Origin of the sequence: Leifsonia sp. McL0607 (assembly GCF_049993355.1) — a bacterium.
In the GTDB taxonomy this organism is placed as follows: Bacteria; Actinomycetota; Actinomycetes; order Actinomycetales; family Microbacteriaceae; genus Leifsonia.
The window spans coordinates 1,435,525-1,460,348 of the sequence record NZ_CP188253.1; the positions used below are offsets into that span (position 1 = coordinate 1,435,525).

Annotated in this window: 28 protein-coding genes and 2 pseudogenes; 15 read left to right on the plus strand and 15 right to left on the minus strand. The window is 69.2% G+C overall.

Translation table 11 applies throughout. The annotated features are described in order from the left end of the window. Window positions 1–24 precede the first annotated feature (24 nt). Window positions 25–1,179 (plus strand): VanZ family protein, encoded by a 1,155-nt coding sequence (locus tag ACPPVW_RS06875; protein WP_426625769.1) that lies wholly within the window; start codon window positions 25–27, stop codon window positions 1,177–1,179. A gap of 139 nt (window positions 1,180–1,318) precedes the next feature. Here the strand turns inward: ACPPVW_RS06875 and ACPPVW_RS06880 are convergent, their stop codons facing one another. Then, window positions 1,319–2,095: a putative protein N(5)-glutamine methyltransferase gene (locus ACPPVW_RS06880; protein WP_426625770.1), complete on the minus strand. Its 777-nt coding sequence runs from the start codon at window positions 2,093–2,095 to the stop codon at window positions 1,319–1,321. Between the two features lie 151 nt (window positions 2,096–2,246). Here ACPPVW_RS06880 and ACPPVW_RS06885 point away from each other — a divergent pair, with 151 nt between their 5' ends. From ACPPVW_RS06885 to ACPPVW_RS06905, 5 genes are all read left to right on the plus strand, one after another. Next, window positions 2,247–2,585 (plus strand): hypothetical protein, encoded by a 339-nt coding sequence (locus tag ACPPVW_RS06885; protein WP_426625771.1) that lies wholly within the window; start codon window positions 2,247–2,249, stop codon window positions 2,583–2,585. An 86-nt stretch (window positions 2,586–2,671) separates the two neighbouring features. Then, window positions 2,672–2,944 carry a hypothetical protein gene (locus tag ACPPVW_RS06890; RefSeq protein ID WP_426625772.1) on the plus strand — a complete coding sequence of 91 codons (273 nt, stop codon included), beginning with the start codon at window positions 2,672–2,674 and terminating at the stop codon, window positions 2,942–2,944. Between the two features lie 191 nt (window positions 2,945–3,135). Further along, window positions 3,136–3,936 (plus strand): hypothetical protein, encoded by an 801-nt coding sequence (locus ACPPVW_RS06895; RefSeq protein ID WP_426625773.1) that lies wholly within the window; start codon window positions 3,136–3,138, stop codon window positions 3,934–3,936. A gap of 127 nt (window positions 3,937–4,063) precedes the next feature. After that, the gene (locus ACPPVW_RS06900; protein ID WP_426625774.1) at window positions 4,064–4,327 is read left to right on the plus strand and encodes a DUF7218 family protein; all 264 of its coding nucleotides are present in this window, start codon (window positions 4,064–4,066) and stop codon (window positions 4,325–4,327) included. 47 nt (window positions 4,328–4,374) lie between these two features. Next, complete coding sequence (locus ACPPVW_RS06905) at window positions 4,375–5,217, plus strand: hypothetical protein (protein WP_426625775.1); 843 nt, start codon at window positions 4,375–4,377, stop codon at window positions 5,215–5,217. Window positions 5,218–5,331: 114 nt separating this feature from the next. On the opposite strand, the gene ACPPVW_RS06910 is transcribed toward ACPPVW_RS06905, so the two are convergent. The 3 genes from ACPPVW_RS06910 to ACPPVW_RS06920 form a co-directional block, all read right to left on the minus strand. Next, complete coding sequence (locus ACPPVW_RS06910; protein ID WP_426625776.1) at window positions 5,332–6,810, minus strand: RCC1 domain-containing protein; 1,479 nt, start codon at window positions 6,808–6,810, stop codon at window positions 5,332–5,334. A gap of 237 nt (window positions 6,811–7,047) precedes the next feature. Next, window positions 7,048–7,362 (minus strand): hypothetical protein, encoded by a 315-nt coding sequence (locus ACPPVW_RS06915; RefSeq protein WP_426625777.1) that lies wholly within the window; start codon window positions 7,360–7,362, stop codon window positions 7,048–7,050. An 81-nt stretch (window positions 7,363–7,443) separates the two neighbouring features. Next, window positions 7,444–8,274 carry an alpha/beta fold hydrolase gene (locus tag ACPPVW_RS06920; RefSeq protein WP_426625778.1) on the minus strand — a complete coding sequence of 277 codons (831 nt, stop codon included), beginning with the start codon at window positions 8,272–8,274 and terminating at the stop codon, window positions 7,444–7,446. A gap of 135 nt (window positions 8,275–8,409) precedes the next feature. Here ACPPVW_RS06920 and ACPPVW_RS06925 point away from each other — a divergent pair, with 135 nt between their 5' ends. The 5 genes from ACPPVW_RS06925 (at window position 8,410) to ACPPVW_RS06945 (ending at window position 12,208) form a co-directional block, all read left to right on the plus strand. Beyond that, window positions 8,410–9,414, plus strand: coding sequence for a Gfo/Idh/MocA family protein (locus tag ACPPVW_RS06925; RefSeq protein WP_426625779.1), 1,005 nt, complete (start codon window positions 8,410–8,412; stop codon window positions 9,412–9,414). Between the two features lie 98 nt (window positions 9,415–9,512). Next, complete coding sequence (locus tag ACPPVW_RS06930; protein ID WP_426625780.1) at window positions 9,513–10,541, plus strand: Gfo/Idh/MocA family protein; 1,029 nt, start codon at window positions 9,513–9,515, stop codon at window positions 10,539–10,541. 55 nt (window positions 10,542–10,596) lie between these two features. Continuing rightward, window positions 10,597–11,127 (plus strand): GNAT family N-acetyltransferase, encoded by a 531-nt coding sequence (locus tag ACPPVW_RS06935; RefSeq protein WP_426625781.1) that lies wholly within the window; start codon window positions 10,597–10,599, stop codon window positions 11,125–11,127. A 71-nt stretch (window positions 11,128–11,198) separates the two neighbouring features. Then, a complete protein-coding gene (locus ACPPVW_RS06940; RefSeq protein WP_426625782.1) occupies window positions 11,199–11,447 on the plus strand; it encodes a hypothetical protein in 249 nt (82 codons plus the stop codon). Between the two features lie 44 nt (window positions 11,448–11,491). After that, on the plus strand, window positions 11,492–12,208 hold the full coding sequence (locus ACPPVW_RS06945) for a hypothetical protein (RefSeq protein ID WP_426625783.1): 717 nt from the start codon (window positions 11,492–11,494) through the stop codon (window positions 12,206–12,208). A gap of 6 nt (window positions 12,209–12,214) precedes the next feature. Here ACPPVW_RS06945 and ACPPVW_RS06950 read toward each other — a convergent pair. Continuing rightward, window positions 12,215–13,032: pseudogene (locus ACPPVW_RS06950) on the minus strand (SDR family oxidoreductase). Window positions 13,033–13,119: 87 nt separating this feature from the next. Here ACPPVW_RS06950 and ACPPVW_RS06955 point away from each other — a divergent pair. Then, the gene (locus ACPPVW_RS06955; RefSeq protein WP_426625784.1) at window positions 13,120–13,770 is read left to right on the plus strand and encodes an HAD family hydrolase; all 651 of its coding nucleotides are present in this window, start codon (window positions 13,120–13,122) and stop codon (window positions 13,768–13,770) included. Between the two features lie 19 nt (window positions 13,771–13,789). Here the strand turns inward: ACPPVW_RS06955 and ACPPVW_RS06960 are convergent, their stop codons facing one another. Then, window positions 13,790–14,161, minus strand: coding sequence for a cupin domain-containing protein (locus ACPPVW_RS06960; protein WP_426625785.1), 372 nt, complete (start codon window positions 14,159–14,161; stop codon window positions 13,790–13,792). Window positions 14,162–14,251: 90 nt separating this feature from the next. Between ACPPVW_RS06960 and ACPPVW_RS06965 the strand changes: the two genes are divergently transcribed. Together ACPPVW_RS06965 and ACPPVW_RS06970 are read left to right on the plus strand one after the other, a co-directional pair. Further along, window positions 14,252–14,551, plus strand: a complete 300-nt coding sequence (locus ACPPVW_RS06965; RefSeq protein WP_426625786.1) for a hypothetical protein — start codon at window positions 14,252–14,254, stop codon at window positions 14,549–14,551. Window positions 14,552–14,658: 107 nt separating this feature from the next. Further along, on the plus strand, window positions 14,659–14,859 hold the full coding sequence (locus ACPPVW_RS06970) for a hypothetical protein (RefSeq protein WP_426625787.1): 201 nt from the start codon (window positions 14,659–14,661) through the stop codon (window positions 14,857–14,859). Between the two features lie 87 nt (window positions 14,860–14,946). Here ACPPVW_RS06970 and ACPPVW_RS06975 read toward each other — a convergent pair whose 3' ends face one another. The 4 genes from ACPPVW_RS06975 to ACPPVW_RS06990 form a co-directional block, all read right to left on the minus strand. Continuing rightward, window positions 14,947–15,273: a hypothetical protein gene (locus ACPPVW_RS06975; RefSeq protein WP_426625788.1), complete on the minus strand. Its 327-nt coding sequence runs from the start codon at window positions 15,271–15,273 to the stop codon at window positions 14,947–14,949. Beyond that, a complete protein-coding gene (locus ACPPVW_RS06980; RefSeq protein WP_426625789.1) occupies window positions 15,270–15,488 on the minus strand; it encodes a hypothetical protein in 219 nt (72 codons plus the stop codon). Before ACPPVW_RS06980 ends, ACPPVW_RS06975 begins: the two co-directional genes overlap by 4 nt. 66 nt (window positions 15,489–15,554) lie before the next feature. Next, a complete protein-coding gene (locus tag ACPPVW_RS06985) occupies window positions 15,555–17,810 on the minus strand; it encodes a glycoside hydrolase family 3 C-terminal domain-containing protein (protein WP_426625790.1) in 2,256 nt (751 codons plus the stop codon). Between the two features lie 141 nt (window positions 17,811–17,951). Beyond that, complete coding sequence (locus ACPPVW_RS06990; RefSeq protein ID WP_426625791.1) at window positions 17,952–20,783, minus strand: hypothetical protein; 2,832 nt, start codon at window positions 20,781–20,783, stop codon at window positions 17,952–17,954. 112 nt (window positions 20,784–20,895) lie between these two features. Between ACPPVW_RS06990 and ACPPVW_RS06995 the strand changes: the two genes are divergently transcribed. After that, entirely contained in the window at window positions 20,896–21,123 is a 228-nt protein-coding gene (locus ACPPVW_RS06995; protein ID WP_426625792.1) for a hypothetical protein, read from the plus strand. A 31-nt stretch (window positions 21,124–21,154) separates the two neighbouring features. On the opposite strand, the gene ACPPVW_RS07000 is transcribed toward ACPPVW_RS06995, so the two are convergent. The 5 genes and pseudogenes from ACPPVW_RS07000 to ACPPVW_RS07020 form a co-directional block, all read right to left on the minus strand. Then, on the minus strand, window positions 21,155–21,343 hold the full coding sequence (locus ACPPVW_RS07000) for a hypothetical protein (RefSeq protein ID WP_426625793.1): 189 nt from the start codon (window positions 21,341–21,343) through the stop codon (window positions 21,155–21,157). A 47-nt stretch (window positions 21,344–21,390) separates the two neighbouring features. Further along, complete coding sequence (locus ACPPVW_RS07005) at window positions 21,391–21,618, minus strand: hypothetical protein (RefSeq protein WP_426625794.1); 228 nt, start codon at window positions 21,616–21,618, stop codon at window positions 21,391–21,393. A gap of 237 nt (window positions 21,619–21,855) precedes the next feature. Further along, a pseudogene (locus ACPPVW_RS07010) lies at window positions 21,856–22,653 on the minus strand (BNR-4 repeat-containing protein); the annotation flags it as partial. Window positions 22,654–22,698: 45 nt separating this feature from the next. Further along, complete coding sequence (locus tag ACPPVW_RS07015; protein WP_426625795.1) at window positions 22,699–23,532, minus strand: IS5 family transposase; 834 nt, start codon at window positions 23,530–23,532, stop codon at window positions 22,699–22,701. Window positions 23,533–23,621: 89 nt separating this feature from the next. Further along, a complete protein-coding gene (locus ACPPVW_RS07020) occupies window positions 23,622–24,815 on the minus strand; it encodes a BNR-4 repeat-containing protein (RefSeq protein WP_426625796.1) in 1,194 nt (397 codons plus the stop codon). Window positions 24,816–24,824 lie beyond the last annotated feature (9 nt).

Here is a 24,824-nt window from a genome sequence, read left to right on the forward strand (position 1 = left end):
ATCCATCGGGCGCATGATGGTCGGGTGTCGCTCGAAGCCGCACTGAACGCGGCCTCCCTCGCCCTCTCGGCGGGGGCGGTCACCATCGTGCTGCTCGTCGTCCCGTTCGTCATCGCCAGCTATCGACGGCGCGGCGGCCTCACCTTCTGGCGCACAGCGGGCTGGATCGCGACGGTCGTCTACGCCTTCGCGATCTGGACCTACACGATCCTGCCCCTGCCCGGCCCCGACGACGTGTGGTGCGTCGGAGCCATCCTCGATCCGCTGGGCAGCGTGCGCGGTGCGCTGCACTACGGCTCCGAGGGGACGTCGTTCCTCAGGAACCCCGTCCTGCAGGAGATGGCGCTCAACGTCGTGTTCTTCGTTCCCCTCGGGTTCCTGCTTCGATCGATGTTCCGCCGGGGCGTCGCTGCAGCGGCGATCATCGGCTTCGGCGTCTCGCTTCTGGTCGAGACCACGCAGCTCACCGGCGTGTGGGGGCTCCTGCCGTGCGCCCACCGCTTCTTCGACGTCACCGACCTCGCCACGAACACGACGGGCGCCGTGCTCGGGTCGCTCCTCGCCGGCATGGTGGTCCGCTCGGAGACAGCCTCCCTCGGCCCGGCCGCCGGCCGCGCTACCGGCGACCCCACGCTGCCTCGCCCGGTGACCGCGGGTCGCCGCCTCATCGGCGGTCTCGTGGACCTCATCGCCGCCGAGCTGCTCGCGGGCGCTGTGCGCCTCCCCGTGATTCTCGGAGGCGCGCTCAGCGGCGCCACGACGATGGAGGCCGTGGCGATCACGGGGACCGTGCTGGCATTCGCGGTGCAGGCGGCGTTCGTCCTGGCGACCGGTGCGACGGTCGGTGAGCGCGCGGTCCTGCTCAGGGCGGTGCCCGGCCGGCTCGACGCCTGGATCGCGCGCCCGCTCCGCCTGCTCGTGGGTATCGGAGGATGCATCCTGCTCTCCGGCGCCGGCCTGGACCTCGCCGCGTCCCTCCTGGCGCTGGCGAACGCGGCGACGATGCTTCTCACGCCGTCACGACGAAGCGGCGCGCAGCTGATCTCCGACCTCCGCGTCGTGGACGCCCGGGCGATCGAGGGCAGCCACACGGTCGAGGGCAGCCGCGTCGAGGGCAGCTCCGCCGAGGTCGGCCCCGCCGTACCCGGCCGCCGCGGGCGACGCGACCGACGACCGTGACCAGCACGATCAGGATCCCCGCGTGGGCGCGGTCACAGCCACGACGTCCTCGAAAGGCCACCCTCCGCGCGCGACCGCGATCCAGCCGAGCCCCCAGGCGGGGCGAGCGTCGGCGCGCGTCTCCCGCGGTCACATGCGGTCAGGGAGCGCGGGTCGCGATGACGACCGTGGCGTCGAGGTCGTCGTCCACGACGGTGCGGGTGGCGAAGCCGTCGGCCTCGAACAGGGCGGCGGTGCGCGCGGACTGCTCGCGACTGGTCTCGATGACGACGGAACCGCCCGATGCGAGCCAGCTCGATGCCTCCGCGGCGATGCGGCGGTGGAGGTCGAGGCCGTCCGCTCCGCCGTCCAGCGCCACGGTCGGCTCGTAGAGGCGCGCCTCCGGCGGCATCAGCGCGATCGCATCCGTCGGAACGTACGGCGCGTTCACGGCGACGACCGCGATGCCGCCCCGCAGTGCCGCGGGCAGCGCCGCGAACAGGTCGCCCTCGAAGACACGGTCCGCTGGGAGGTTCACCCGAGCGGCGCGCACCGCCGCCGGCTCGACGTCGGCCGCGTAGACGACGGCACCGGCGACGCGCGCGGCGACCACCGCGCCGATCGCTCCCGCACCGCAGCAGAGATCGAGCACCACGTCACCGGGTCGCGCCAGACCCGCCGCCTGTGCGGCGAGCAGCTCGGTGCGCCGCCGCGGGACGAAGACCCCGGCATCGACATGGATGCGCAAGCCACCGAACTCGGCGAAGCCGAGCAGCGGTTCGAGCGGCTCGCCACCGACCCGGCGCCTGACCAGCGCCTCGAGCTCCTCCGGAGAGGCGGCGGCCTCCACCAGCAGAGCGGCCTCCTCTTCGGCGAAGACGCAGCCGGCCGCACGTAGCCGTACGACGATCGCCTCGTTCTCGACGCCTGCGCTCACGGCCTCATGCTAGAGGCAGGGCAGCAGGAGGCGAGATACGGGAGGCGGTGAGCAGGCGGGCGAGGTGTGTATAGGCGACACTCCGAACGGCGGATATGCAACCCCCCTGCCAACCCTTGACCCGGGGAGGTTCGGCTCGTACGAATGGGTTATGAAGAGGATCCACTACGCGAGCGGCTCGTTGCTGACCGGCGACGATATCGCGGACGCCGTGGTGCGATTCGCGGCCACGCTCGGGAGGAACGCGGCGGCCGCGGAGGTCCGCGTGCCCGCGATCCTCGACACCGGAGAAGTAGGCGAAGCTCTGCTCCTCCTCGGCCCTGCCAGCCAGATCCTGGCGGAGTCCGAGCAGTACGACGGAGACGAGTTGCACGCCGACGGCTTCGTGGCCGAGCTTTCCAAGCGCACGGCCGACCTCGGCCCTCGACGTGCGACGTACGTGCACGAGGGCACCGACGACCTCGACGACCTCGATTTCGATCTGCTGTGAGGACGCCCTCCCACTACGGAAGTGCACTGGCGCTCTAAGGAAGCCCGCGTACTATTCGGCGGGAAGGTGAAATCCAGGGAGTTAGCATGCAGGTTTTTCACGTCTATATCGACGAACTGCGCTTCACGTTCGTCGATCGCGAGCCTGTCGAGGAACTCAAACGGCGCATCATCGAAGCCAGCCGCAACGCGGGCGACTTCGTGTCCATCACGCAGTCGAGCCGGCCTCCGAGTGAGATCTTCGTGACCGCCCAGACCCACGTGCGAATCGAGACCGCGAGTATCCCCCGGGAGCCGGTCGCCTCTGGCGAGCACGAGGAGGACGACTCGTTCTGGTTCGACTTCGACTCCCTGAGCTGAGCTGGCTGCCATGGTCGCCGAAACGGCGCAAAATCCGCCCAAAACCATCGAAGGGACGGACCATGCGCTCCTCGCTGGCCGAGCGGAGGGGTCGAGCCGCTGGGCCACGCGTGACGCGAGTCCTCCGAGCGATCCCCCGCCGCGCGCGGACAACTGTAGCTTGACCACGTCGATTCCAGTATCGTCGCGGCATGACCATTCCTGAGGACGAGAACACGCCGCGGCCCGCAGAGGGCGGCGACCAGGCCGGCGCCGTTCCGCCGGCCCCGGAGCCGGCGGTGCCCGCGGAACCGCCCGCAGCGCCGAGCGAACCGGCTCCCGCGCCCACGGAGCCGGCCGCCGAACCGATGCCGCCCGCGCCTCCCGCGCCGCCCGCGCCGCCCGCCGGCGACGTGCCGCCCGCGCCTCCGGCCCCACCCGTCACGCCCGAACCCGTAGCGCCGACCGCTCCCGCTGGCGGATACCCGCCGCCTCCCGCGCCGCCCGGAGCCTTCCCGGCGTATGCCGCGGCCCCCGCGGCCCCCGTCGAGCGTCCCACCGGCATCCCGACGACTGTCAACGTGGCGTTCTGGCTGTACATCGCCAGCGCCGTGCTCAGCGTGATCGGCGGCATCGTGACGGTGGTCGGCGCTGGCAGCAACCGCGACGCCGTACTCCGTCAGCTGGCGAACTCCAACGTCGACCTCCACGGTCAGAACGCCGAGCAAGTGGTCAACGCGGTGATCGCGTTCGCCATCGGCTGGTCGATCGTCACGCTGATCTTCTGGGCGATCGTCTTCGTGCTCTTCGCGTTCTTCCTGCGCCGCGGAGCGAACTGGGCCCGGATCGTGCTGACCGTGCTCACCGCGCTGTCGCTGCTGAACGTCATCCCGGGCTTCCCGTTCGGTCTGCTGCAGGTGCTCGCCGCGATCGTCGCGGTCGTGATGATCTGGCTGCGCCCGTCGAGCGCCTGGTTCGCCGCGATCAAGGCGTCGAAGGCGCCGCGCGCGTAGCTTTCGAGATCACCGCCTCCCGAAGGACCCGCGGCCACCCGGCCACGGGTCCTTCGACGTCTGCGCACCCCTGACCGGAGGCCGGCCGAGGCGTACTGTGCGGGCTGCACGACGGAAGGAGCGCATCATGCCCGGACGGGAGTCCTCACTGAAGGATCAGGAGCTGTACGAGAAGCTCCGCGACGAAGGCAACTCGAAGGAGAAGTCGGCGCGCATCTCCAACGCGGCGGCCGCCCGCGGACGGAAGTCGGTCGGGCGCAAGGGAGGCGAGTCCGGGTCGTACGACGACTGGACCGTGCCCGAGCTCAAGAAGCGCGCGAAGGAGCTCGGCCTGACCGGCTACTCGAAGAAGAACAAGTCGGAGCTGGTGAAGGAGCTCCGCAACCACTGACCTGCGACCGCGCCGTCGCAGCACTGTGAAGCGCGTACACTCGCGCCATGGACCTGCGCGACGTGGCCGCGGACCTGTACGGGGTCGCTCCCGCGGGCTTCGTCGCCGCGCGCGCGGCCGCGGCCTCCGACGCGGATCGCGAGCTGCGCGCGGGCATCAAGGCGCTGCGCAAACCGACCGCGTCGGCCGCCGCGGTGAACGCGCTGACACGCCAGGACCCTGCGCTGATCGACCGCCTCCTCGCCCAGGGGGACCGCATGCGCGACGCGTTCGCCGCGCGCGACCGCGACGCCATCCGCGAGGCGACGCGCCAACGGCAGCGCCTCCTCCAGACCGCGCTGCGTGACCTCGACGCGAGCCCGGCGGTGGGCAGGGAGGTCGAGGAGACCCTCCAGGCCGCCGTCATCGATCCCGCGGCCGCCCTCGCGGTGCGCAGTGGGATGCTCGTGCGCGCACTGGAGTCGACGGGTGTCGAGTCGGTGGACATCTCCGACGCGGTCGCAGTGCCGCTGGACGAGTCGGAGCTCGCCGCACGCACTCCCGTCTCCGAGCCTGGACGGAAGAGCGAACCTGAGGGCGAGTCCGAGTCAGGGCCACGGGAGTCGGCGAGCGATCGCCGAGAGCGTCAGCGCGCCATCCGAGCGGCCGAGCGGGCGCTCGAACGCGCACGGTCGGAGGCGGACGCCCTCGACGACGAGCTCGACGAGAAGGTCGATCGGCGCGCCGACCTCGAAGCGGAGCGGACCGACCTCGACCGTCGCCTGCAGCGCACCGAGTCGGAGTTGTCGGAGTCGAAGGCCGCCGAACGGGAGCTGCGCAGGCGCATCTCCGAGCTGCAACGTTCCGTGCGCGACGCCGAGCGCGCGCTGGACGAAGCCCGTGGTGACTAGACGAAATGCGTCGTCGGTCTTCTTGTGGCGGGGGCTTTGATTCACGTAAGCGTGGGTTGGCACAGCCGCATCTCCACCGTGTTGCAACGACCAGTGGGTACAAACGGGTCCGTTCTACTTCGGCGTCAACACCTGCACCGGAACAAGCGAATTCTCGGTGGAGTCGTTACCCAACTGCCCTCCGTTGTTGTCTCCCCACGCCCAAACTGTTCCATCCGCCGCCACAGCAACCGAATGAAAGATGCCGACGGCGACAGACGTGATCGAATCAAGACCTCCCAACTTCACCGGAACATTCGAACCCGTTGCGTCACCCCAGAAGTCGAAGTTGTTGTCTCCCCACACCCAAACTGTTCCATCCGCCGCCACAGCAACCGAACGCAAGTAGCCGGCGGCGATAGACGTGATCGAATCAAGACCCGTCACCTGCACCGGAACATTCGAATCCGTTGTGGAACCGTTACCCAACTGCCCCCTGTTGTTGTACCCCCACGCCCACACTGTTCCATCCGCCGCCAAAGCAACCGAATGGCTACCGCCGGTGGCGACAGACGTGATCGAATCAAGACCCGTCACCTGCACCGGAACATTCGAACCCGTTGTGGAACCGTTACCCAACTGCCCCCTGTTGTTGTACCCCCACGCCCACACTGTTCCATCCGCCGCCACCGCAACCGAATTCCCATCGTCGGCGGCGATAGACGTAATCGAATCAAGACCCGTCACCTGCACCGGAACATTCGAACCCGTCGTGGAACCGTCACCCAACTCGCCCATGTTGTTCTTCCCCCACGCCCACACTGTTCCATCCGCCGCCACCGCAACCGAATGGCTACTGGCGGCGGCGACAGACGTAATCGAATCAAGACCCGTCGCCTGCACCGGAACATTCGAATCCGTGGAACCGTTACCCAACTCCCCCCAGCTGTTTCTCCCCCACGCCCACACTGTTCCATCCGCCGCCACAGCAACCGAATGCACATCGCCGACGGCGACAGACATGATCGAATCAAGACCCGTCACCTGCACCGGAACATTCGAACCCGTTGTGGAACCGTTACCCAACTCCCCCAGGCCGCCGTTGTTGCCCCCCCACGCCCAAACTGTTCCATCCGCCGCCAGAGCAACCGAATGGACAAAGCCGGCAGCGACAGACACAAAATGCGCTCCACTGCCGGAGGGGGCTGCTTCGATCTCCAGTGAGAAGGTGGCGGTGCCGTAGCCGGGGGCGACGGCGGTGACCAACACGGTCTGGGCCTCCCTCAACTCGGTGCTGAACAACACGGATGCGCTTCCGCCGGCCCCGGGAAGGGTGACGATATCCGGCGACCAGCTGATCGCGCCGTCCGGCTCGACCGTGAGGGTGAGCGGTACACCGTCTGCGGCGGGAGAGAGTTGGAGTGTGGTGCTCTTCGGCTCACCCGCCTTGATCGGCACGGACCTGGCGACGATCCTTCCGATCGACGCGGCGTACGCCGGCGACGCGACACTCAGGACGATGGCGGGAGCAGCCCACGCTGCAGCGCCGACGACGGAGCGTCGTTTCAGCTCGGCGTTGCGGAGGTCGGGCTCTCGGTTCGGGTCCTCGGTCACTTGTCTCGTTTTCATTGTTAGATCTCTGATATTTGAAAAAAGTAAAACGTAGCACACACCATGCCTGCGCGATATGATCACGCGGTCCACGGGCCCACGCGCAGCATGGCCCGCCTTGCACGACACACTCGCCGCCAACTCCAACGCCGACGACCTCAGCGAGTGAGCGCCCGGAGCATGATCACTCCGGGCGCTCATTCCACTGCGACATGACAAGAAACGGCCACATACCGCCTGTCAGGGCAGGTGGTGATCCGCCTCGTCCTCGGCCATCACGACCATGCCGCCGGTGCGCTGCGAAGTGTGCATGAGCGCCTCCAGCCACTGCGGATTGATCGCAGGCGGGCGGCTGCCTGCGAACTGGAACGCGAGCGGGATCTCGCGGCTGATCCAGAGCGAGACGCGTCCTGAACCTTGCTCGACGGGCACATCCCAGTTGAGCAGGAAGCTCTCGTGTCGGCGCAATTTGGCGACAATCGCGAGCTTCACGTGGCTCAGCACACGGTCGTCGAAGTCAAATTCCTGACCCCCGCCGTAGAGGAGTTTTCCCATGAACCCAATAGTGCCGTATGCATGCTTTTTCTGCGCATACGAAGAAGAGGGATTGACGAGGTTCCAGATGACCTATGGAAGTCAGTCCCCGAGGAAGGTCAGAAGGTGGGGCAGGAACGCGCGCAGCGCGCGGTCGTCTCCCGACGCCGCCAGCGCCTCGCCGAGGTAGTCGCCGTGGACGCCCGGCACGATCAGCAGGCGCGCGTCGGGCAGCAGCGCGGCCAGCTCGACGAAGTGCCCTGCGCGGATGACGTCGCTATCGGCTCCGACGACGAGGGTCGGCGCGACGACCGACGCGAGCAGCTCGTCCGGGAAGTCCGTGAAGCCGAGCATCAGCTGCCGGTCGAGCTCGAACATCCGCCGCGCGTGCTCCGGGTCATGACTCACGGCGATGTCGGCCTCCGCGTACACCGCGGGCAGGTCGTCGAAGCGCCCGGCCTCGAGCCCCTCCCAGAACCCGTCGACCATGGCCTCCCGACGCACCGGCGTGGAGGCGAGGACGAGCCGGCGCACTCGCTCGGGATGCCGCGCGGCGAGCTGCAGCGCCACCTGGCCGCCGTTGCTGAAGCCGAGCACGTCGACGGGCGCGAGGCGCAGCTCGCCGAGCACCGCGGCGACATCGTCGGCCGACGCCTCGAACGACGGCTCCCTGTCGCCCGCCGCCGTGCGACCGTGACCCTGCAGCTCGACCGCGAGCAGGGAGCGACTGCGCTCAAGCAGCGGGATCAGCATCCCCCAGTTGGACGGGATGGTGGCGCCGCCGCCGTGGATCAGCAGCAACGGCGGATGCGGCGAGTCCTCGTCGCCGTGCCATTCGCGGTGCAGTCGGATGCGCGCGGTGGAGCTCGAGAGGAGCGCGGAGCGGTCCTGCGACCCCAGCGCCGAGGGAGCCTGCGACCGAGGACCCAGCATGCGACCGATACTAAACCCCGTTGCGTCCAACTTCTGCTGGCAATGCGGCAAAAGGTCTTCGATGCGCGCCGCGAAGTGGTTAGGCTGGACGGGTTCGCGCGCATCGAATACCAGGCAAGGAGGCCTTCCCAGGTCATGTCCCATCCACTCGCTGTCGCTGCGATCGGTTTCTGGCACGTCCACGCGGGCGATTACGCGCGCGCTGCCCAGAACCATCCCGGAACCACCCTCGTCGCCCTGTGGGACGACGATCCCGAGCGTGGTCGAGCCGCCGCCGACCAGTTCGGCGTCGAGTTCGTCGCCGACCTCGACGAGCTGCTGGCCCGCGACGGGCTCGACGCCGTCACCATCACCACCTCCACCGATCAGCACCGCGACGTCATCGGACGCGCCATCGCGGCGGGCAAGCACGTTTTCACCGAGAAGGTGCTGGCGCCCACCGTCGAGGAGGCCGACGAGCTCGTCGCCGCCGCCGACGCCGCCGGGGTGTCGCTCGTGGTCTCGCTGCCGCGGCTCTACCACGGCTACACGGTCGCCATCGAGCGCGTGCTCGACGAAGGCACGCTCGGCGAGCTCGCCTACAGTCGGGTCCGGCTGGCCCACGACGGATGGGTCACCGGCTGGCTGCCCGACCGGTTCGGGCATCCGGCAGAGGCCATCGGCGGTGCGCTCACCGACCTCGGCTGCCACCCCGCCTACCTCACGCGCCTCTTCCACCGGAGCGAGCCGACGCGCATCACCGCGACCTACGGCAGCGTCACCGGCCGGGAGGTCGAGGACAACGCGGTGGTCACCGCCGAGTTCGACGGCGGCCGGATCGGCGTCTTCGAGGCCAGTCTCGTGCAGGGTCCCGGCGACTTCACGATCGAGCTGCGCGGAACCAGAGGTGCGCTGACCTACGGCGCCGCCGGCAGCGAACTCCTGATCGACGTCGGCGACGGCTGGCGCGAGCTGCCGCTGCCCGACGACCTGCCGGGCGCGTTCGACGAGTGGGTGCGGCGCATCCACGACGGCAGCAGGGCCGACGCCAATCTCGACCACGCACTCGCCCTCACCCGCACCGTCGTGGCCGCGAACGCTTCGGCGGCCGCCCACAGTTCCGTGACGCCCGCGCTTCCCACCGCAACCCCCACGCGCTGATCTCGATCCGTGAGGGGCACGTTGTCGTCGCTTCGCGCGCCGAAAAGCGACAACGACGTGCACCTCGGCACACTTCGCCTACTTTCTTTGGAGAACTCATGTCCAACAGCACCACCTCCACCGTCCGCATCGGCCTGATCGGGGCCGGCGGCATCGCCGGCGCCCACGTCGAGGGCTACCTGCGCAACCCCGACACGATCACGTTCGCCGCAGTCGCCGACCCGGTCCGCGAGAGCGCCGAGAAGCGCGCCGACGCCACCGGCGCGGCCATCTACGCCGACTACCGCACCATGCTCGCAGAGGCCGATATCGACGCCGTCGACATCTGCCTGCCGCACCACCTCCACAAGGACGCGATCGTCGCGGCCGCCCGGGCGGGCAAGCACATCCTCTGCGAGAAGCCGCTCTGCCTGACGCCGGAGGAGGCCGCCGAGGTCTCCGCCGCCGTCGGGGAGGCCGGGGTCACGCTGATGTGCGCGCACAACCAGCTGTTCCTCCCGGCCGTGGCTCAGGCGAAGGCGCTCATCGAGTCGGGAGAGATCGGGCGCGTGTACGAGGTGCGCACCACCGACTCGTTCTTCAACGACTTCGATCCGTCGAGCATGGGATGGCGCGCGCACGCGGCGACCTCCGGCGGCGGCGAACTGATCGACACCGGCTACCACCCGACCTATCTGCTGCTGCACCTGGCGGGCGGGGCTCCTGTGGAGGTGACGGCGATGCTCGCCACCCACCGACTGGCGTTCATGGAGGGCGAGGACTCGGCCACCGTGCTCGTGCGGTTCGACAACGGGGTGATCGGCACCGTGGTCACCAGCTGGGCGTATGAGGCCGCACCCGGCACCGAGAAGTTCTCGGCCGTGGGCGAGCTCGGGAGCCTCAGCAGCGACGGCACCACACTGACCGTGAAAAAGCGCGGCGAGGCCGAGGCGACCGTCATCGAGCTGGAGCCCGTGCACCAGTTCGGCCAGGAGCTGAAACACTTCGCGCGCAGCATCCTGGACGGCACCCGACCGCTGCACACCCAGAAGGAGGGCATCGAGGTGCTCGGCATCATCCTCGGCGCCTACGAGTCGGCCCGCACCGGCGAGGTCGCCGCCATCCCCGCGCTGAGCGCGACGCACTGACGCCGGCCCGGGTCGCGGCGGGATCCCGTCCGCGACCCGGGCGTAGCCTCGTGTCATGGATCCGTTCCCGCTGCAGCTCGGGTTGTCCGACCATCCGGGGGTCGCGCTGCGACGCCTCGAGGAGTCGGATTGGCGGATCGAGCTGCAGCTCGCGCGGGTGGAGGACGTGCCGCGGTGGACGATGTACCCCGCCGACCTCGACGAGCACGGCGCCCGTCTGCGCGCCGCGCGCAACGTGCGGGCCGCCGAGGCGCAGCGCGGCGTCCGCTACGTCGTAGACGAGCGCGGTGACGCGCTCGGCACAGTCGGCTTCGGAAGGTCGGACGACGGCTTCGAGGTCTTCTACGCCCTGCGACCGGAGGCCCGCGGGCGCGGGCTGATGACATCCGCGGTCACCGTTCTCGCCGCGTGGCTCGCCGGCCAGGGCGAGACTGTCGTGTGGCTGAGCACCCTCGACGGCAACGCGGCGAGCGAGGCCGTCGCCGTGCGCTGCGGCTTCCGGAGGTTCCGCTCGGGGACCCACGTGGACGGCCGGCGGCTCACGGTCTGGACACGGGCGCTGGCGGCCTCCATCTCGGCCGATTGACACGAGATCTATTGCATATCTTCAGGGCAGCAACTGTTCCCAAAGGGTGGGTCTTGGGGTTAAAGTGACGCATGAGCACTCCGAGGGCGGGGGGCCAGATCAGCGGTCCCGAGCACGCGCGGCATGACGATTTCGTCGCGGTGCCCTACCTGCGCCAGGGCCAACTCATCTCTCTGATCCGGTGGACGCAGGTCTCCGGCGAATGGCGCTATACGACCATGCTCGCCCAGTACCTCCACCGCGACGAGGAGAGCTGGTATCTGGTCATCAACGGGCAGCAGGCGAAGCTGAGCCGCTCGGAATGGGCTATCTTCAACTGATTTTCGGATTCCGCGCGGTCGCGCCCGGGCGTACTGTCCACGGCGTGAACGCCCGGGAAACCACCACGGCCTCCGACGACAAGCGGGCGCGTGATGTCGCCCCCGAGCACCGCTGGCCCGCGGTGATCGGAACCCTCGTCGCGCTCATCGCCTACGCGCTCCTGCCGAGCGTCGTGCCGCCCGCCGCCCGCTGGGCCGTCGTCGGCGTCTGCGTGCTCATGCTGGTCGCGCTCATCGTCTACAATCCGCACCGGCTCACGCGGGAGTCGCGGTGGTCCCGCCGAGCCGAGATCGCGCTCGCGGTGCTCATCCTCGCCGCGAATCAGATCGCGTTCGTCGAGACGATCGTGCGGCTGCTGAACAAGCACGGGAACGGCTCCGAGATCCTGCTCGCCTCGCTGCAGGTCTGGGTCACCAACGTGATCGCCTTCGGTCTCGTGTACTGGACGATGGACCGGGGCGGCCCTGTCGCCCGGGTCACGGTGAAGCGCAGCGAGCTGCCGCTCGCCGACTTCCGGTTTCCGCAGGACGAGGACAAGGACGACGTCGACGAGGTCGCCAGGGGCTCGAGCCAGACGATGGACTGGGTGCCCAATTACATCGACTACTTCTACTTCTCGCTCTCCAACTCGATGGCGTTCAGCCCGACCGACACGATGCCGCTCAGGCACCGCGCCAAGCTGCTGATGGCGCTGGAGTCGTTCGCCGGCTTCGTGCTCCTGGCGCTCGTCATCGCCCGCGCGGTGTCGCTGATCGGGTAGCCGGGGTCAGGCGCGCCGCCAGTCGCCGGAGGGGAGGTCCGAGCCGGCCTGCGGTCCCATCTGCAGCATCCCGCCGTCGACGGCCCAGGAGGCGCCGGTCACATACGAGGCGGCGGGAGAGGCGAGGAACGCGATGACGGCGGCTACCTCCTCGGGCGCGCCCGGCCGGCCGAGCGGGATGCCCGGGCGATGCACGCCTCGCGCGTCGACCTCCGCGGCGTCGTTCATCGGCGTCTCGATCTCGCCGGGCGCGACCGCGTTGCAGGTGATCCCGTACTCGCCCAGTTCCAGAGCGAGCGTCTTGAGCAGACCGCCGAACCCGTGCTTGGCGGCGTCGTAGGCGGCGAAGCCGACCCGCGGCTGGTGCTCGTGCACGCTGGTGACCCCGATGATCCGGCCGCCGCGTCCGGCCGACACCATCCGTCGCGCGATGCGCTGGATGCACACGAACGGCCCGTCGAGGTCGGCCAGGATGGTCGTGCGCCACGTGTCCCAGTCGGTGTCGACGAACGCCGGACCGCCGTTGATGCCCGCGTTGTTCACGAACACGTCGCAGCCGCCGAGGCGTCGGCGAGCGCGTCCACGACGTCGGCGCAGGCGGGCGCATCGGTCGTGTCGAGCCGGGCCACGACGGCAGTCCGCCCTTGGGCGCGCACCAGGCGCGCGGTCTCCTCCGCGCCCTCGTCGTCGGAGTGCCAGGTGACACCGACGTCCATGCCTGCCCGGGCCAGTAGGATCGCCGCCGCCCTCCCGATGCCGGAGTCGGACCCGGTCACGATCGCCGTGCGCGGGTCGGTCAGTTCGGGACGCTGGTTCTCGGCCATGCTTCGCAGAGTCCACCCGGCTCGCCCTCCTGGCAAGGGGTGCGACGCACGCATGGACTCTGCTGGAACCGGGTGTACACAGGGGGCATGACCGTTCGAACCGTGCTCTTCGACGTCGACGGCACCCTCGTCGACTCGAACTACCTCCACGTCGACGCCTGGCAGCGCGCGTTCGCCGATCTCGGCGTCGCCGTCGACGCCTGGCGCATCCACCGCGCGATCGGCCAGGACTCGGCACGGCTGCTGAGCAGTGTCGCGGGCGAGCGCGACGACGCCTGGGCCGAACGGGCCAAGTCGCTGCACGGCGAGCACTTCCGCGCGCTGTCGCCGCGCCTGCGCGCCTTCGACGGCGCGGCGGACCTCCTTGGCGCGATCGCCGCCCGCGGCATCCGGGTGGTGCTGGCCACCTCGGCGCCCGAAGACGAGCTCGCGCTGCTGCGCGAGGCACTCGACGCCGACGACGCCATCCACGCCGCGACGTCGGCTGACGACGTCGAGCAGGCCAAGCCCGACCCCGGCATCCTGGAGGTCGCGTTGCGCCGAGCGGACGCCTCCGCCTCCGAAGCGCTGATGATCGGCGACTCGGTGTGGGACCTGACCGCCGCGGCCCGCGCGCAGATCCGCTCCGTAGGGGTGCTGTGCGGCGGGGTCGGGGCGGCCGAGCTCGTCGACGCGGGGGCGCAGTCGGTCTACGAGGGGCCGGCAGCTCTGCTGGCGGAGCTCGACGACCTCCTCTGAGGAGGCGCACGCGGTTCCGTCAGTCGCCGGGCAGCTCCCGCAGCTCGCTCGTCCGCTCCCCCGGCCGGTCGCCGGTGTTGACGGTTCCCTTCGGCTCGAACAGGACGACGAGCGCCTCCTCATCGGCCTGCGGGCAGTGCTCGACGCCCTTCGGCACGACGAAGACGTCGTGCGGAGCGAGCTCGACGTCACCGTCCCGCAGGCGGATGGTCAGCCGGCCCGAGACCACCAGGAACAGCTCGTCGGTGTCGGGGTGGGCGTGCCAGACGAACTCGCCCCGTAGCCGTGCGACCTTGACGTCGTAATCGTTCACGCTGGTCAGCCGGTGCGGCTGCCACGGCTCCGGCACGAGCCCGAACGCTTCATCGAGGTTGTGGACGGTGCCGCTCATACGGTCAGCGTAGGCTGCGGCATCTTGCCAAGGACAGCCCTTCGGGCGTTGGATGCTTCGTGAGAGCGTCCTCCGACGGAAGGGATGACCATGTCCGCCAGCGAACTCGAGATGTCGAGCGTCCGCTACCCGTACCGCGAGCGCATCTTCCACATCGAGAAGAAGGCGCCAGGCCAGTGGGTCGTCCTCGACGAGTCGCACGCGGAGCTCGGGCGGCTCGTGCGCGTGTCGGTCGAAGGCGAGGAGCACGAGCCGGTGTTCGGCGCCATCCCGCTCGGATACGCGGAGACTCTCCACGAAGGCTCCGACTGGAAGTACCTGGTCGCGGCGCTCATCAATGAGGCCCTCGACGAGGAGTCGTCGCCGACCGGAAACCAGGGCGCGTCCTGATCTTCGACGCCGAAGGGCACGCAGAGGCCCCTATCCGCGCAAAATACGGGCGTTTACGTGCCCCTCGGCGCACATCTTCCGCCGGGCGCCGGGCTACGATACCGGGGATGAACGCAGGCCTGCGCAGGACGCTCGGTTGGGTGGCCGCTGTGCTGCTCAACCTCGGGGCTGTGCTGTTCCTCGTCGGGCTGATCCTGCCGCCAACCGGCGACGCGCCGATACTCGGCGTCGGCATCGGCATGCTCCTGGTTGGACTCGCCATCGGCGCGGTGTGGCTGTCCGGCGAACGGGGCTCCGGCGCGCGCTGAGCGCCTCGCCGACCGGCCCGGGACGTGAAGCGGCCCCGACCCGGGATGAAGAGGGCGGGGCCACGATTTCTGGAGGGAACGCCGGGCTCACTCGTCCGGCGGCTCGACATTCTTCACCAGGTCGGGGTTCGACGGCTGCTGGGCGGGGTCGAAGTCGGCTGGAGGCGGCGCTGCGCCCTCCGAGTCCGTCGCGGGGGCGTTCTGGGTCTGCGCGTCTGTCACGTCCTCCGCGCCCTCCGGAGTCGTCCGGCCGGGGCTGTCGTCGCCCTGCCCCCGCTCGTTCTCGGACGGCTCGGCGGCCTGGGCGTCGCGGTCGGCGCCCGGCCCGCCCGAGTTCGGTGCGAAGCGCTCGGGATCGTCCTCGGCGGGGACGCCCTGTGCGTCGGTGTTCGGGAGACCGCTCGTATCGCTCACGGCTTGCCCTCCTCACTGTACGACGTAGCGGAATCGTCGTCTTCGTCCACCGGTCGGTCCGGATCGAGGTCGAAGTCGGCGATCACGTCCTGGATCACGTTCTGGTCGGCGGTCGGCACCTCGGCGCCGCCGTCGTCTCCTTCGAGGTCACCCGCCAGCCCGTTGGTGGGGTCGTGGCCGGCGACCGCATCCTGCTCGTCACGCTTGTCGGTCATGCCCCCACCGAACGCCGAACTCCTCGCTGACGCAAGGGGATTCACCGTGCCGCGAACGGGGGTACGCTAGGCGTTTGTCGCGGCCACCAGCTGATCCAGCTGCTCGCGCGTGACCGGGCTTCCGGGGAACGACGCCGCGCGGATCAGCGGGATGGACTCGGCCATCCGCCGCAGGCCGGGGTCGGCCAGCATGGCGCCGATGCCCTCCGCCCCTGCGCTCTGCGCGAGAGCCACCATCAGGATCGGACCGCCGACCGGGTGCTCCAGCCACTCGCCGAGCGTCGAATCGACGGTTAGACGTGCGGTGCGGCCGTCGCCGGCCAGCGTCACCGTGACGGAGCCGCGCAGGTCGCGGGACGATGCCCCGACCTCCACGATGTAGTCGCCGCCCTCCACGGACCAGCCGGCGAACTCGGTGTCGTAGTAGGCCAGGTCGGACGCGGCGAGTTCCACGACGACGGTCTCGGTCGCTCCGGCGGCCACGGCGACGTTGGCGAAGCCCTTGAGTTCGCGCACCGGGCGTTGCACCCGGGAGGCCGGAACCGACACGTAGACCTGCACCACCTCCCGGCCGTCGCGCTCGCCCGTGTTGGTGACCTCCACCGACACGCGGACGCCGCCCTCGGCCGTTGGGGTTGCGGCCAGCGTACCGAACTCGAACGTCGTGTACGAGAGGCCGTGCCCGAACGGGAAGCTGACGGCCGCGCCCCGGGCGTCGAAGTCGCGGTAGCCGACGAACAAGCCTTCTCCGTAGCGCACGTGCCCCTTCTCTCCGGGGAAGTTGAGGTACGACGCGGTGTCCTCGAGCCGCACCGGGATGCTCTCCGCGAGCCGGCCGGACGGGTTGACGACGCCGAACAGCACGTCGGCGATCGCGCCGCCGCCCGCCTGCCCGAGCAGCCAGCCCTCGACGATGGCGGGCACACGGTCGGCCCAGCCGGAGACACGGACGACACCGCCGTTGGACAGCACGACCGTCGCGCGCGGGTTGGCGGCGATGACGCCCTCCAGCAGCGCGGTCTGGGCAGCGGGCAGCTCGAGGTGCTCCCGGTCGAAGCCCTCCGACTCATCCTCGCCCGGGAGGCCGACGAACACCACGACGTCGTCCGCCGCTGCAGCGGCGCTGACGGCCTCGGCGGTGAGCGCCACCGCGTCGGCGTCACCCGTCTCGCCCAGGACGTATCCGGGGGCGAAGGTCACCGTCGCGTCGCCGGCGAGCGCGATGATCTCGTCGAGCGCGTTGTCGAGGCGGGTCGGGACGATCTGGGAGGAGCCGGCGCCCTGGAAGCGCGGCGTGCGGGCGAACTCGCCGACGACAGCGATCGTGCGGCCGGCGTCGGTCGCGAGCGGTAGGACGTCGTCGTTCTTGAGCAGGACGATGCTGCGTCCCGCGACCTCCCGGGCGAGGGCGTGGTGCGCCTCCACGTCGTAGGTCGCGTCGGCGTCGGCCCCGGCGAGCGCCTTCTCGACCAGGTCGATGACGCGGTTCGCTGCGGTGTCGAGCACGGACTCGGCGAGCGAGCCGTCGCGCACTGCGGCGACCAGCTGCGCGTCGGTGACGCCGCCGCTCGACGGCATCTCGAGATCGAGGCCGGCGACGAGCGCGCTCACCCGGTCGTTGACCGCGCCCCAGTCCGAGACGACGAGGCCTTCGAAGCCCCACTCGTCGCGCAGCACCGAGGTGAGCAGCCACGCGTCCTCGCTGGCGTAGACGCCGTTGATCCGGTTGTACGAGCACATGACCGTCCACGGCTGGGTCTGCTCGACGACGTGCTGGAAGCCACGCAGGTAGATCTCGCGCAGCGGCCGCTCGTCGACGTCGGCGCTCACGCGCAGTCGATCGGTCTCCTGGTTGTTGGCGGCGAAGTGCTTGAGGGAGGCGCCGACGCCCTGCGACTGAAGGCCACGCACGAGCGCCGCGCCGAGCCGACCGGACACGATCGGGTCCTCCGAGAGGTACTCGAAGTTGCGGCCGCACAGCGGCGAGCGCTTGATGTTGATGCCGGGGCCGAGCAGCACGCCGACCCCTTCGGCCTTGGCCTCCTCCCCGAGCGACGCGCCGACGCGCTCGAGCAGCTCGGCGTCCCATGAGGAGCCGAGGGCGACGGCCGGCGGGAAGCAGGTCGCCGGCACGCTGTCGCCGATCCCGAGGTGGTCACCGCCCTGCGCCTGCTTGCGGACGCCGTGCGGGCCGTCGGTGAGGTAGAGGGAGGAAATGCCGACGCGGTCGACGGGTTCGGTCTCCCAGAAGCTGCGACCGCTGGTGAGCGACGCCTTCTCTTCGACAGAAAGTTCGGATGCGCGGCTGAGGCGGTCGACCATTGTTCTCCTTCGATGACGGTCGCGGGTTGGCAATACCATACCGCAGTCGGTTTTTGTGCGGGGTGCCCCCTCACATTTGCCCCGAATGTCGCCTCTGGCGCGCCGAGAGGGCACATTCAGCGCGAACGTAGGGGCCCGTACTCACAACCGCTGCATCAGATCCCGCAGCGCCGACATGTACTGCGACGACGCCTGATACCCGGGGTGCGTCGCGACCTTGACGAGGTAGAGCGGCGGCCCGAACTCGTCGGCGCCCCTGTCGATCTCGTTGTCCTTGAAGGAGGCGTCGGGAAAGCCGAGGTAGTCTGTGCGGCGCCACAGGTTGATCCACGCCACCTGGCCGTCCGGCTGCGTCAGCAGCTCGCGGAGGGTCGGCTTCTCGCGCAGGTCGGGGTCGCGGCCTCCCGACCCGTCTGTGCGGTGGTCCTCGATCACCTGACGCAGCCAGGGGTCCGCCTTCCACAGCGACGGGCCGCGGCTCGGGAGGGTGCCCAGCGCCGCCGGTCCGAACAGCTCGGGGAAGAACCGGCCAAAGTATGCGCGCAGCTGCGTGCCGTAGGTGAGCAGTCCCACGTTCTTGAGGCCGTCGACGGTGTCGGCGCCGAGGGTGAAGATCGTCGAGACGGCCAGCACTGCGCCCAGACTGTGCGCGCTGACGACCACCTTGCGGCGCTGCCGGGTGGTCAGCGCCCTCAGCTCGTCGTCGGCCCGCTGCTCGGCCGTGCGACGGTCCTCCACTCCCCCGGCGCCGTCGGCGATGTCGGCCTCCAGCCACGCGACGATTCGGTCTCGCAGCTCCGGGATGACGCGCTCGGCATAGCATGGCGGCCCGAACGGATGGCCGGCCCGGGGCAGGAAGCACATCAGGTCCCACATCACGCCGATCGGGCGCTCCTTCGTGGTCAGCGCGTTCTCTGCGATCGTCACGACGGCGATCACGGTGATGAGGCCCAGCGCCGGGAGGGCCAGGTCGAGCAACGCGGGCCGCAGCGGTTGAGGCAGTGCGATCGCGACCACGACTCCGAACGCCAGCAGCCCGGCCAGCACCCCGAGAAGCGGCTCGCCGCGGTGGAAAAGCGCGGCGGAGCGCCGGGCGCGCAGCATCCGGAAGTCGAGCTTGCCCGCGGTCTTCACCTGCGGCACCCGGCCGTCGCGGTAGGTGCGCAACGGCTCCCGGAGGGCGCGGCCGCCGACCGTCTCCGGCGTCGTCAGCCGCGGGGTCGTCCGTATCCGCAGCAGCGCCACCACCAGCACGAACAGCGCCAGCAGCACGGCGAGCACCGGAACCGTGCCGCCGAAGTTGCGGTAGGCGACCGGCGTCGTCAGGCCCCCGGGACTCAGTGGGCAGACCGGCGTCGAACCCGTCGAAGCGAGCGCGCACTGGGTGCCGAGCACGAGGAGGGTAGAGAGCAGCATCGCCGCACCGAGCGACAGCAGCATGATCACGCCCGGTCCGGTGCCGTGCCAGCCCTGGTAGGCGAAACTGCGGCGGCGGCCCACCGGCCAGAAGATCACCAGCACCGCCAGCAGCACGGCGCACAGCGCGGCCAGCCCGTACGCCGCGGCCGTCAGGGGCGCCAGATGAAGGTCGCGCGGCGTCGACACGACGGCTACCAGCAGCGAGACTCCTCCGACCGCCACCACGATCACCGAGAGCCAGCGCGGCACTCCGCGTCGCCAGCCGAGCGCGGAGAGCGCGATCGCGAGCAGCACGCCGAGGATGATGGAGGGCGCGATCACCAGCCCCAGGAAGGACGGCGGGTGGTGGTCGACGGCCGCGTCGGGCACCGCCACCGACACCGCGACGGCGAGGTACACGGCCGTCGCGACGAGCAGCATCCAGCCGGCCACGCCTTCCCGGCGCCGCAGCTTCGCGCGGATGAGCGCATGCCGGCGTTCGTCCCGGTCGGAGGGCGCTACGCCCTCCAACGCGCGCTCGGTGCGGCCTGCCACAGTCGTGTCCGACTGGCGCACGACCAGGGCGACGACGACGACCAGCCCGCCGACGGCGAGCGCCGCCGCCAGGGTCAGCCACCATTTCGAGAGCAGCGGCGTCGTCGCCGGGTCGAGACACGCGGGCGGGAGGTCGAGCCCGGCGGGCGCGCACGAGCCGAATACGCCATCCCAGCCGATCACCAGGGACACCAGGAAGAACGCGGCGGCCACGTGAATCAGCTCGCTCGGGAGCTTGACCCGGGTGATCCCCCAGAAGCCGTCGGTGGCGAGCGGGCGACGCGGCGCAGCAGGCTGCCCGGCCGCGACACCGCTGAGGTCGCTCGCGGCGCGGATCTTCGCGACGGTCCCGAAGATGCCGGCCTCGTAGCGCGTCCGCGCCTGGTGCGAGACGAAGAACAGCAGCAGAACACCCGCGATCGGCACCAGCGAGAGCACCGCGACCCGGATGCCGCGGTGGTCGAAGCCGGGTGCGTCGAAGAACGCGGTCACCCAGCCCGGCAGGGCCGGGCACAAAGACGGCCGGGCTAGGCACTGCGTCCCGATCAGGTCGAGGCTCACTGAGGCCAGAGCGCACACGTAGAGCAGGGTGAGCCCGAGCGCGAAGACCCGGAGGGATGCCGCACCACGGCCGGCGTGCCACTCGCCCGTCCGCGCCTGGTCGGGGATCCTCCTGGTCCAGTACGCCGTATTGCAGAGACCGAAGGGCAGGATGAGCAGCCAGGCGAGCTGGACGAAGAACTGCCCGATCGCCACCCAGGCTCCGCCGCCGTAGCGGGCCAGCATCCCCCACGAGTAGCCCTCGCGGCGGATCACGGTCGGCGGCGTCGCAGGGTCGTCCGGGTCCACCGGGTCGACGGTGGCCACGTAGAAGCCGCCGTTCTCGTCGGCCTGATCGGCGCGCACGTCGCCGGGCGCGACGCCGAGCATCTCCCCCGGCGGCGTGTTCTTGATCCCGTGGATCCTCAGCTCGAGGACCGCCGGACCGCGCCTCGCGAAGACGGAAGGCGACCGTGTCATGGCCGAACGATACCGGGGCCGGAGGCCACTGGCTACGGCGCCGTCAGGGCGGCGTCGGGGGCACCGCATCGCCCTCTGGTCGCGCGGCCCCGGACAGCGTACGCTCACCGCTATGAGCACCCCAGACGAGCCGGCAGGCGACGCCCGCGAGAACCTCGAGGGCAGCTATACCGAGGCAGACGACGAAGGCCCCCACGAGCGCACAGTCCACGGTCAGTACACCGAGTCCGAGGACAACCCGGGGCCGGAGCCCGACGTCGAAGGGACGTACACCGACGTCGAGGAACCGGCCGACGCACCGGAAGGCGACTACACCGAGAGCGACTACCGAGAGCCCTGAGCGTCCATGCCGAGGGACGCGCCGAAGGGCATCAGGAGTACTTCTTGCGCGCCTTCTCGGCCTGCTTCTTGGCGTCCTTGCGCGCCTTCTTGACCGTCGGGTCGTTCCAGAAAGCGGTCACCGAGTCGACGATCTGGTCGTAGCGCTCGCGCCCGGCACGCGCACCCAGGAGGTAGGCGGTGGCGATGATCAGGAGCACGAAGAATGTCTTGGGTCGCATGCCACGACGATAACCCCCGGTCTGGGCTGTGGGAAGGCCCGTCGCGCTCACGCGTCCGTGTTCGCCTTGCGGCGGAACGCGTTGCTCACGACCAGGTGCAGCGGCTGCGAGAGGAACACGATCAGCAGCCAGAGCATCCCGACGCGCGGGAAGACCACGGCGAGCGCCAGCGTCAGCGCCAGCAGGATGACGAACGTCCAGCCGCACAGCAGGTCGGACTGGCCGACCGCCTCCGGCAGCAGCATCCCGGGGGTGCGGACGATGAGCACCTCCATGGCGGCTGGCCGTTCGGGCTGTCCGAGAGCACGTTGGCGGTGAAGGGCATGAAGACGATCGCCGCGAGCCAGAGGATGTTGAGCAACATCTGCCCGTGCTAATAGACGAATGCCACTTTCGTGGCAATGAATTGCAGTCTTCGTTGATGCCTCGGTCAGGGGTGCAGTCGCCAGGCGCCCGGCGCAACGACGCCCCGCTCCGAGCGATTCGGGGCGGGGCATCATCACGGGACGGGGCTACCGACGTTCGAGGCGGTAGACCGTCAGGGGCGATCCCTCGAGCGGGTAGTTCGTGTACTGGTCCTGGGTGCCGAGCACATTGTAGGGGCCGGCCTCCCAGTTGAGGATCGTGGCGTGGTCGTCGCTCGACGAGCGCGACCAGGACTGTCGTGCCGTGATCATGTACCCCGGAGCGAAGACCGAAGCGAGCATCTCCGCCGGCAAAGCGGCGGCATCGGGGAGCGGCAGATCCGCCACCTGCTCGCCGGTTACCGGATCGAGGTACATCCGGTGGCCCTTCCACTGGCAGGTGTAGTCCAGCGTCAGGTACTTTCCGTCGAACACGGCCCCCGAGGACGCGCTCATGGTCATGATGTTCATGTCACCGACGAAGGAGTCTTCGCGACGTTCGAGATCGTAGAGGCCCTTCCACGCGGAGACCTGCGTGAGCTTCCATCCGGAAGCACTCCCGGTGTCCGGTCGGGCAATGAACAGTTGCGTGGTCTTGCCCGCACCAGTGCCGACGTACTTGTGATAGGAGACCAGCGGCTTCCCCTTGTCGTCGAAGCCGAGCGCCATCCCGTTGTCATTGAGGAGGCCTCCGTGGAACGAGACGGGATCGACCATCGTGCTCTTCAGACCGTGGGTGAATTGACTGACGCCTCCGGTGAAGACCGCTTCGCCCTTGATGTTCTGCCAGGTGCGCATGTCGGCGCTCGACGCATAGTGCACCTCGGAGTTGCTGTCCGCCGCCGAGTCCCCTCGCCACGTCCAGATCATGTGGAACCGACCATCCGGACCTTTCACCGGCTCGGACGGATAAGCCGCTGTGAAGGGCGCCTTAGAGTTCGCGCCGGTAGGTCATGGTTGTCGGGTGGGTCGCCCTTCCCAGCGGTAGCGGGTCCAGGCTTCGGCGAGAAGGCGTCGGGTGATGATGATGGCGTTCGCGAGGGCGATGAACGCGTTGATGACGCGGGTGCGCACTTCGGTGCAGATGTGGAGTTTGCGGAATCCTCGGTTGTGCCACGAGTTCGTGCGTTCCACGACCCAGCGGGCTCCGGCTTGGAGAGGTGCTCCCTTCTTGCTGATGATGTAGTCGCAGCCGAGGCCCTCGAGCAGGTTCCGGGTCGTGCGGGAGTCGTAGCCGGCGTCCAGGTGCACGGTGATCCGTTCGGGTAGGTCGAACCCGAACCGGCCGAGCTTTTCCAGCGTTGGCGCCAGCAAGGGCGAATCGTGGCAGTTCGCCCCCGCGATCACGCAGCCGAGCGGGATCCCTCGCCCGTCGACCAGGAGGGAACGTTTCGTGCCCTGTTTCCCGCGATCGACCGGGGAACGGCCGGCCGCTGCACCACCGCAGGGTGCTTTCACGATGCACCCATCGACGCAGAGGTTCTCTAGTTCGAGGCCGATCATCTTGTCATACCCGTCGAGGCAGATCTGCTCCAGCCGGGTGAAGATCCCGGCGGCGATCCATTCGTCACGACGGCGGCGGATCGTGGTTGCTGAGCAGGTGCTGTCGGCGATCTTGACATACGCGGCCCCGAGGACGAGGACCTGCACCAGTTTGTCGAACACGATCCGATCCGGCACCCGTGGTCGGTGACAGCCGAGCGGATGCTGATCGATCACGGGCGGGATGAGCGATTCGAACTGGTGCCAGATCGGGTCAATGATCGATGATGGAACGGCGGGCACGGGGTGTCCTGGAAACCGACTGATTCTTCACAAAATCGTGGTTAACAGACCTCGTGCCCGTCATGACGCTAACGCGCCGCGACCAGCGCCTATCGGCGCGAACTCTTAAGCCCATCCGTTGAAGACGATGGCGAGGCCGTTGAATCCCGTCTTGGGATCCTGGAGCTGCCACGTCCGCGACGCCGCGTCGTATTGGAGGCGATCGTGTAAGCCCCACCCGCCGACCCCACCCGGCCACGGAAGAACAGCTGCCCGTCCGCTCCCTTGTAGAACTCGCCGTACCTGTTCGCGAGATCCTCCATCGGGTACGTGACCCCATCGACGGTCGTGGTCCACCACGGAACCATCGTCCCCGCCTTCAGGGTGCTCAGGTCGTCGCCAGCGGTGGTGACCCAGTACTCGAGCTTGTCATCGCTGGAGTCCGTGTGCGTCTTGACGCGGAGGTTGCCGTTCGTATCCAGCGCGAGGGCGATGCGTGCGTGCGAGTCGTGGTTCAGCGTCTTGTCGAGCGTGACCGACGACCAGGCGCCACCGGCCTTCTGCTTGGCGATGGTGAGGCGCTTCTGGCCATCGAAGTATCCGACGCAGGTGGTGTCGCCCTCCTCGAGGACCTCCTGCGGCACCATCCAGCCGGAGAAGGTGCGCGCCTGCACGCCTTTCGCGTCGAGAACCGGCGTCGAAGATGCGACCTTCCAGTTGCCTTGCGCGGGCGGCGTGACGCCCCCGCGTCCTGACAGGAGCAATCGAGGGTGGACGCTGCGTAAGCGGGCGATGTCGGCGACGCGGTCAACAAAGCGGCGCCTCCGATCGCGACGATGGCCGACGCGATGGTGGTGCGAACCCGACGTGGGCCGCGAGTGAATAGGGGGAGGAGTGACAAGTGGTTTCTCTAACTGTTGAGCGAAACGAGGATAGAAATATGTCTGTCGCTTTTGTTTTACATGCATATCGATGCCCGTCTCGCCGCACCGCGGTGCGCGCTCAGCGGGGGGAATCGGGAGTAAGCGCTTGCGGGTCTTCTCGGCCTGCTTCTTGGCGCTCTTGCGCGCCTTCTTGACCGTCGGGTCGTTCCAGAAGGCGGCCACCGAGTCGACGATCAGGAGCGAGAGGAACAGGATCAGCAGCCAGAGCATCCCGACGCGCGGGAAGACCACGGCGAGCACCAGCACCATCGCCATCGCCATCGCCATCAGGATGACGAACGTCCAGGCGCGCAGCAGGTCGGACTGGCCGACGGCCTCCGGCCGCAGCATCCCGGGGGTGCGGACGATGAGCACCTCCATTGTCCGAAT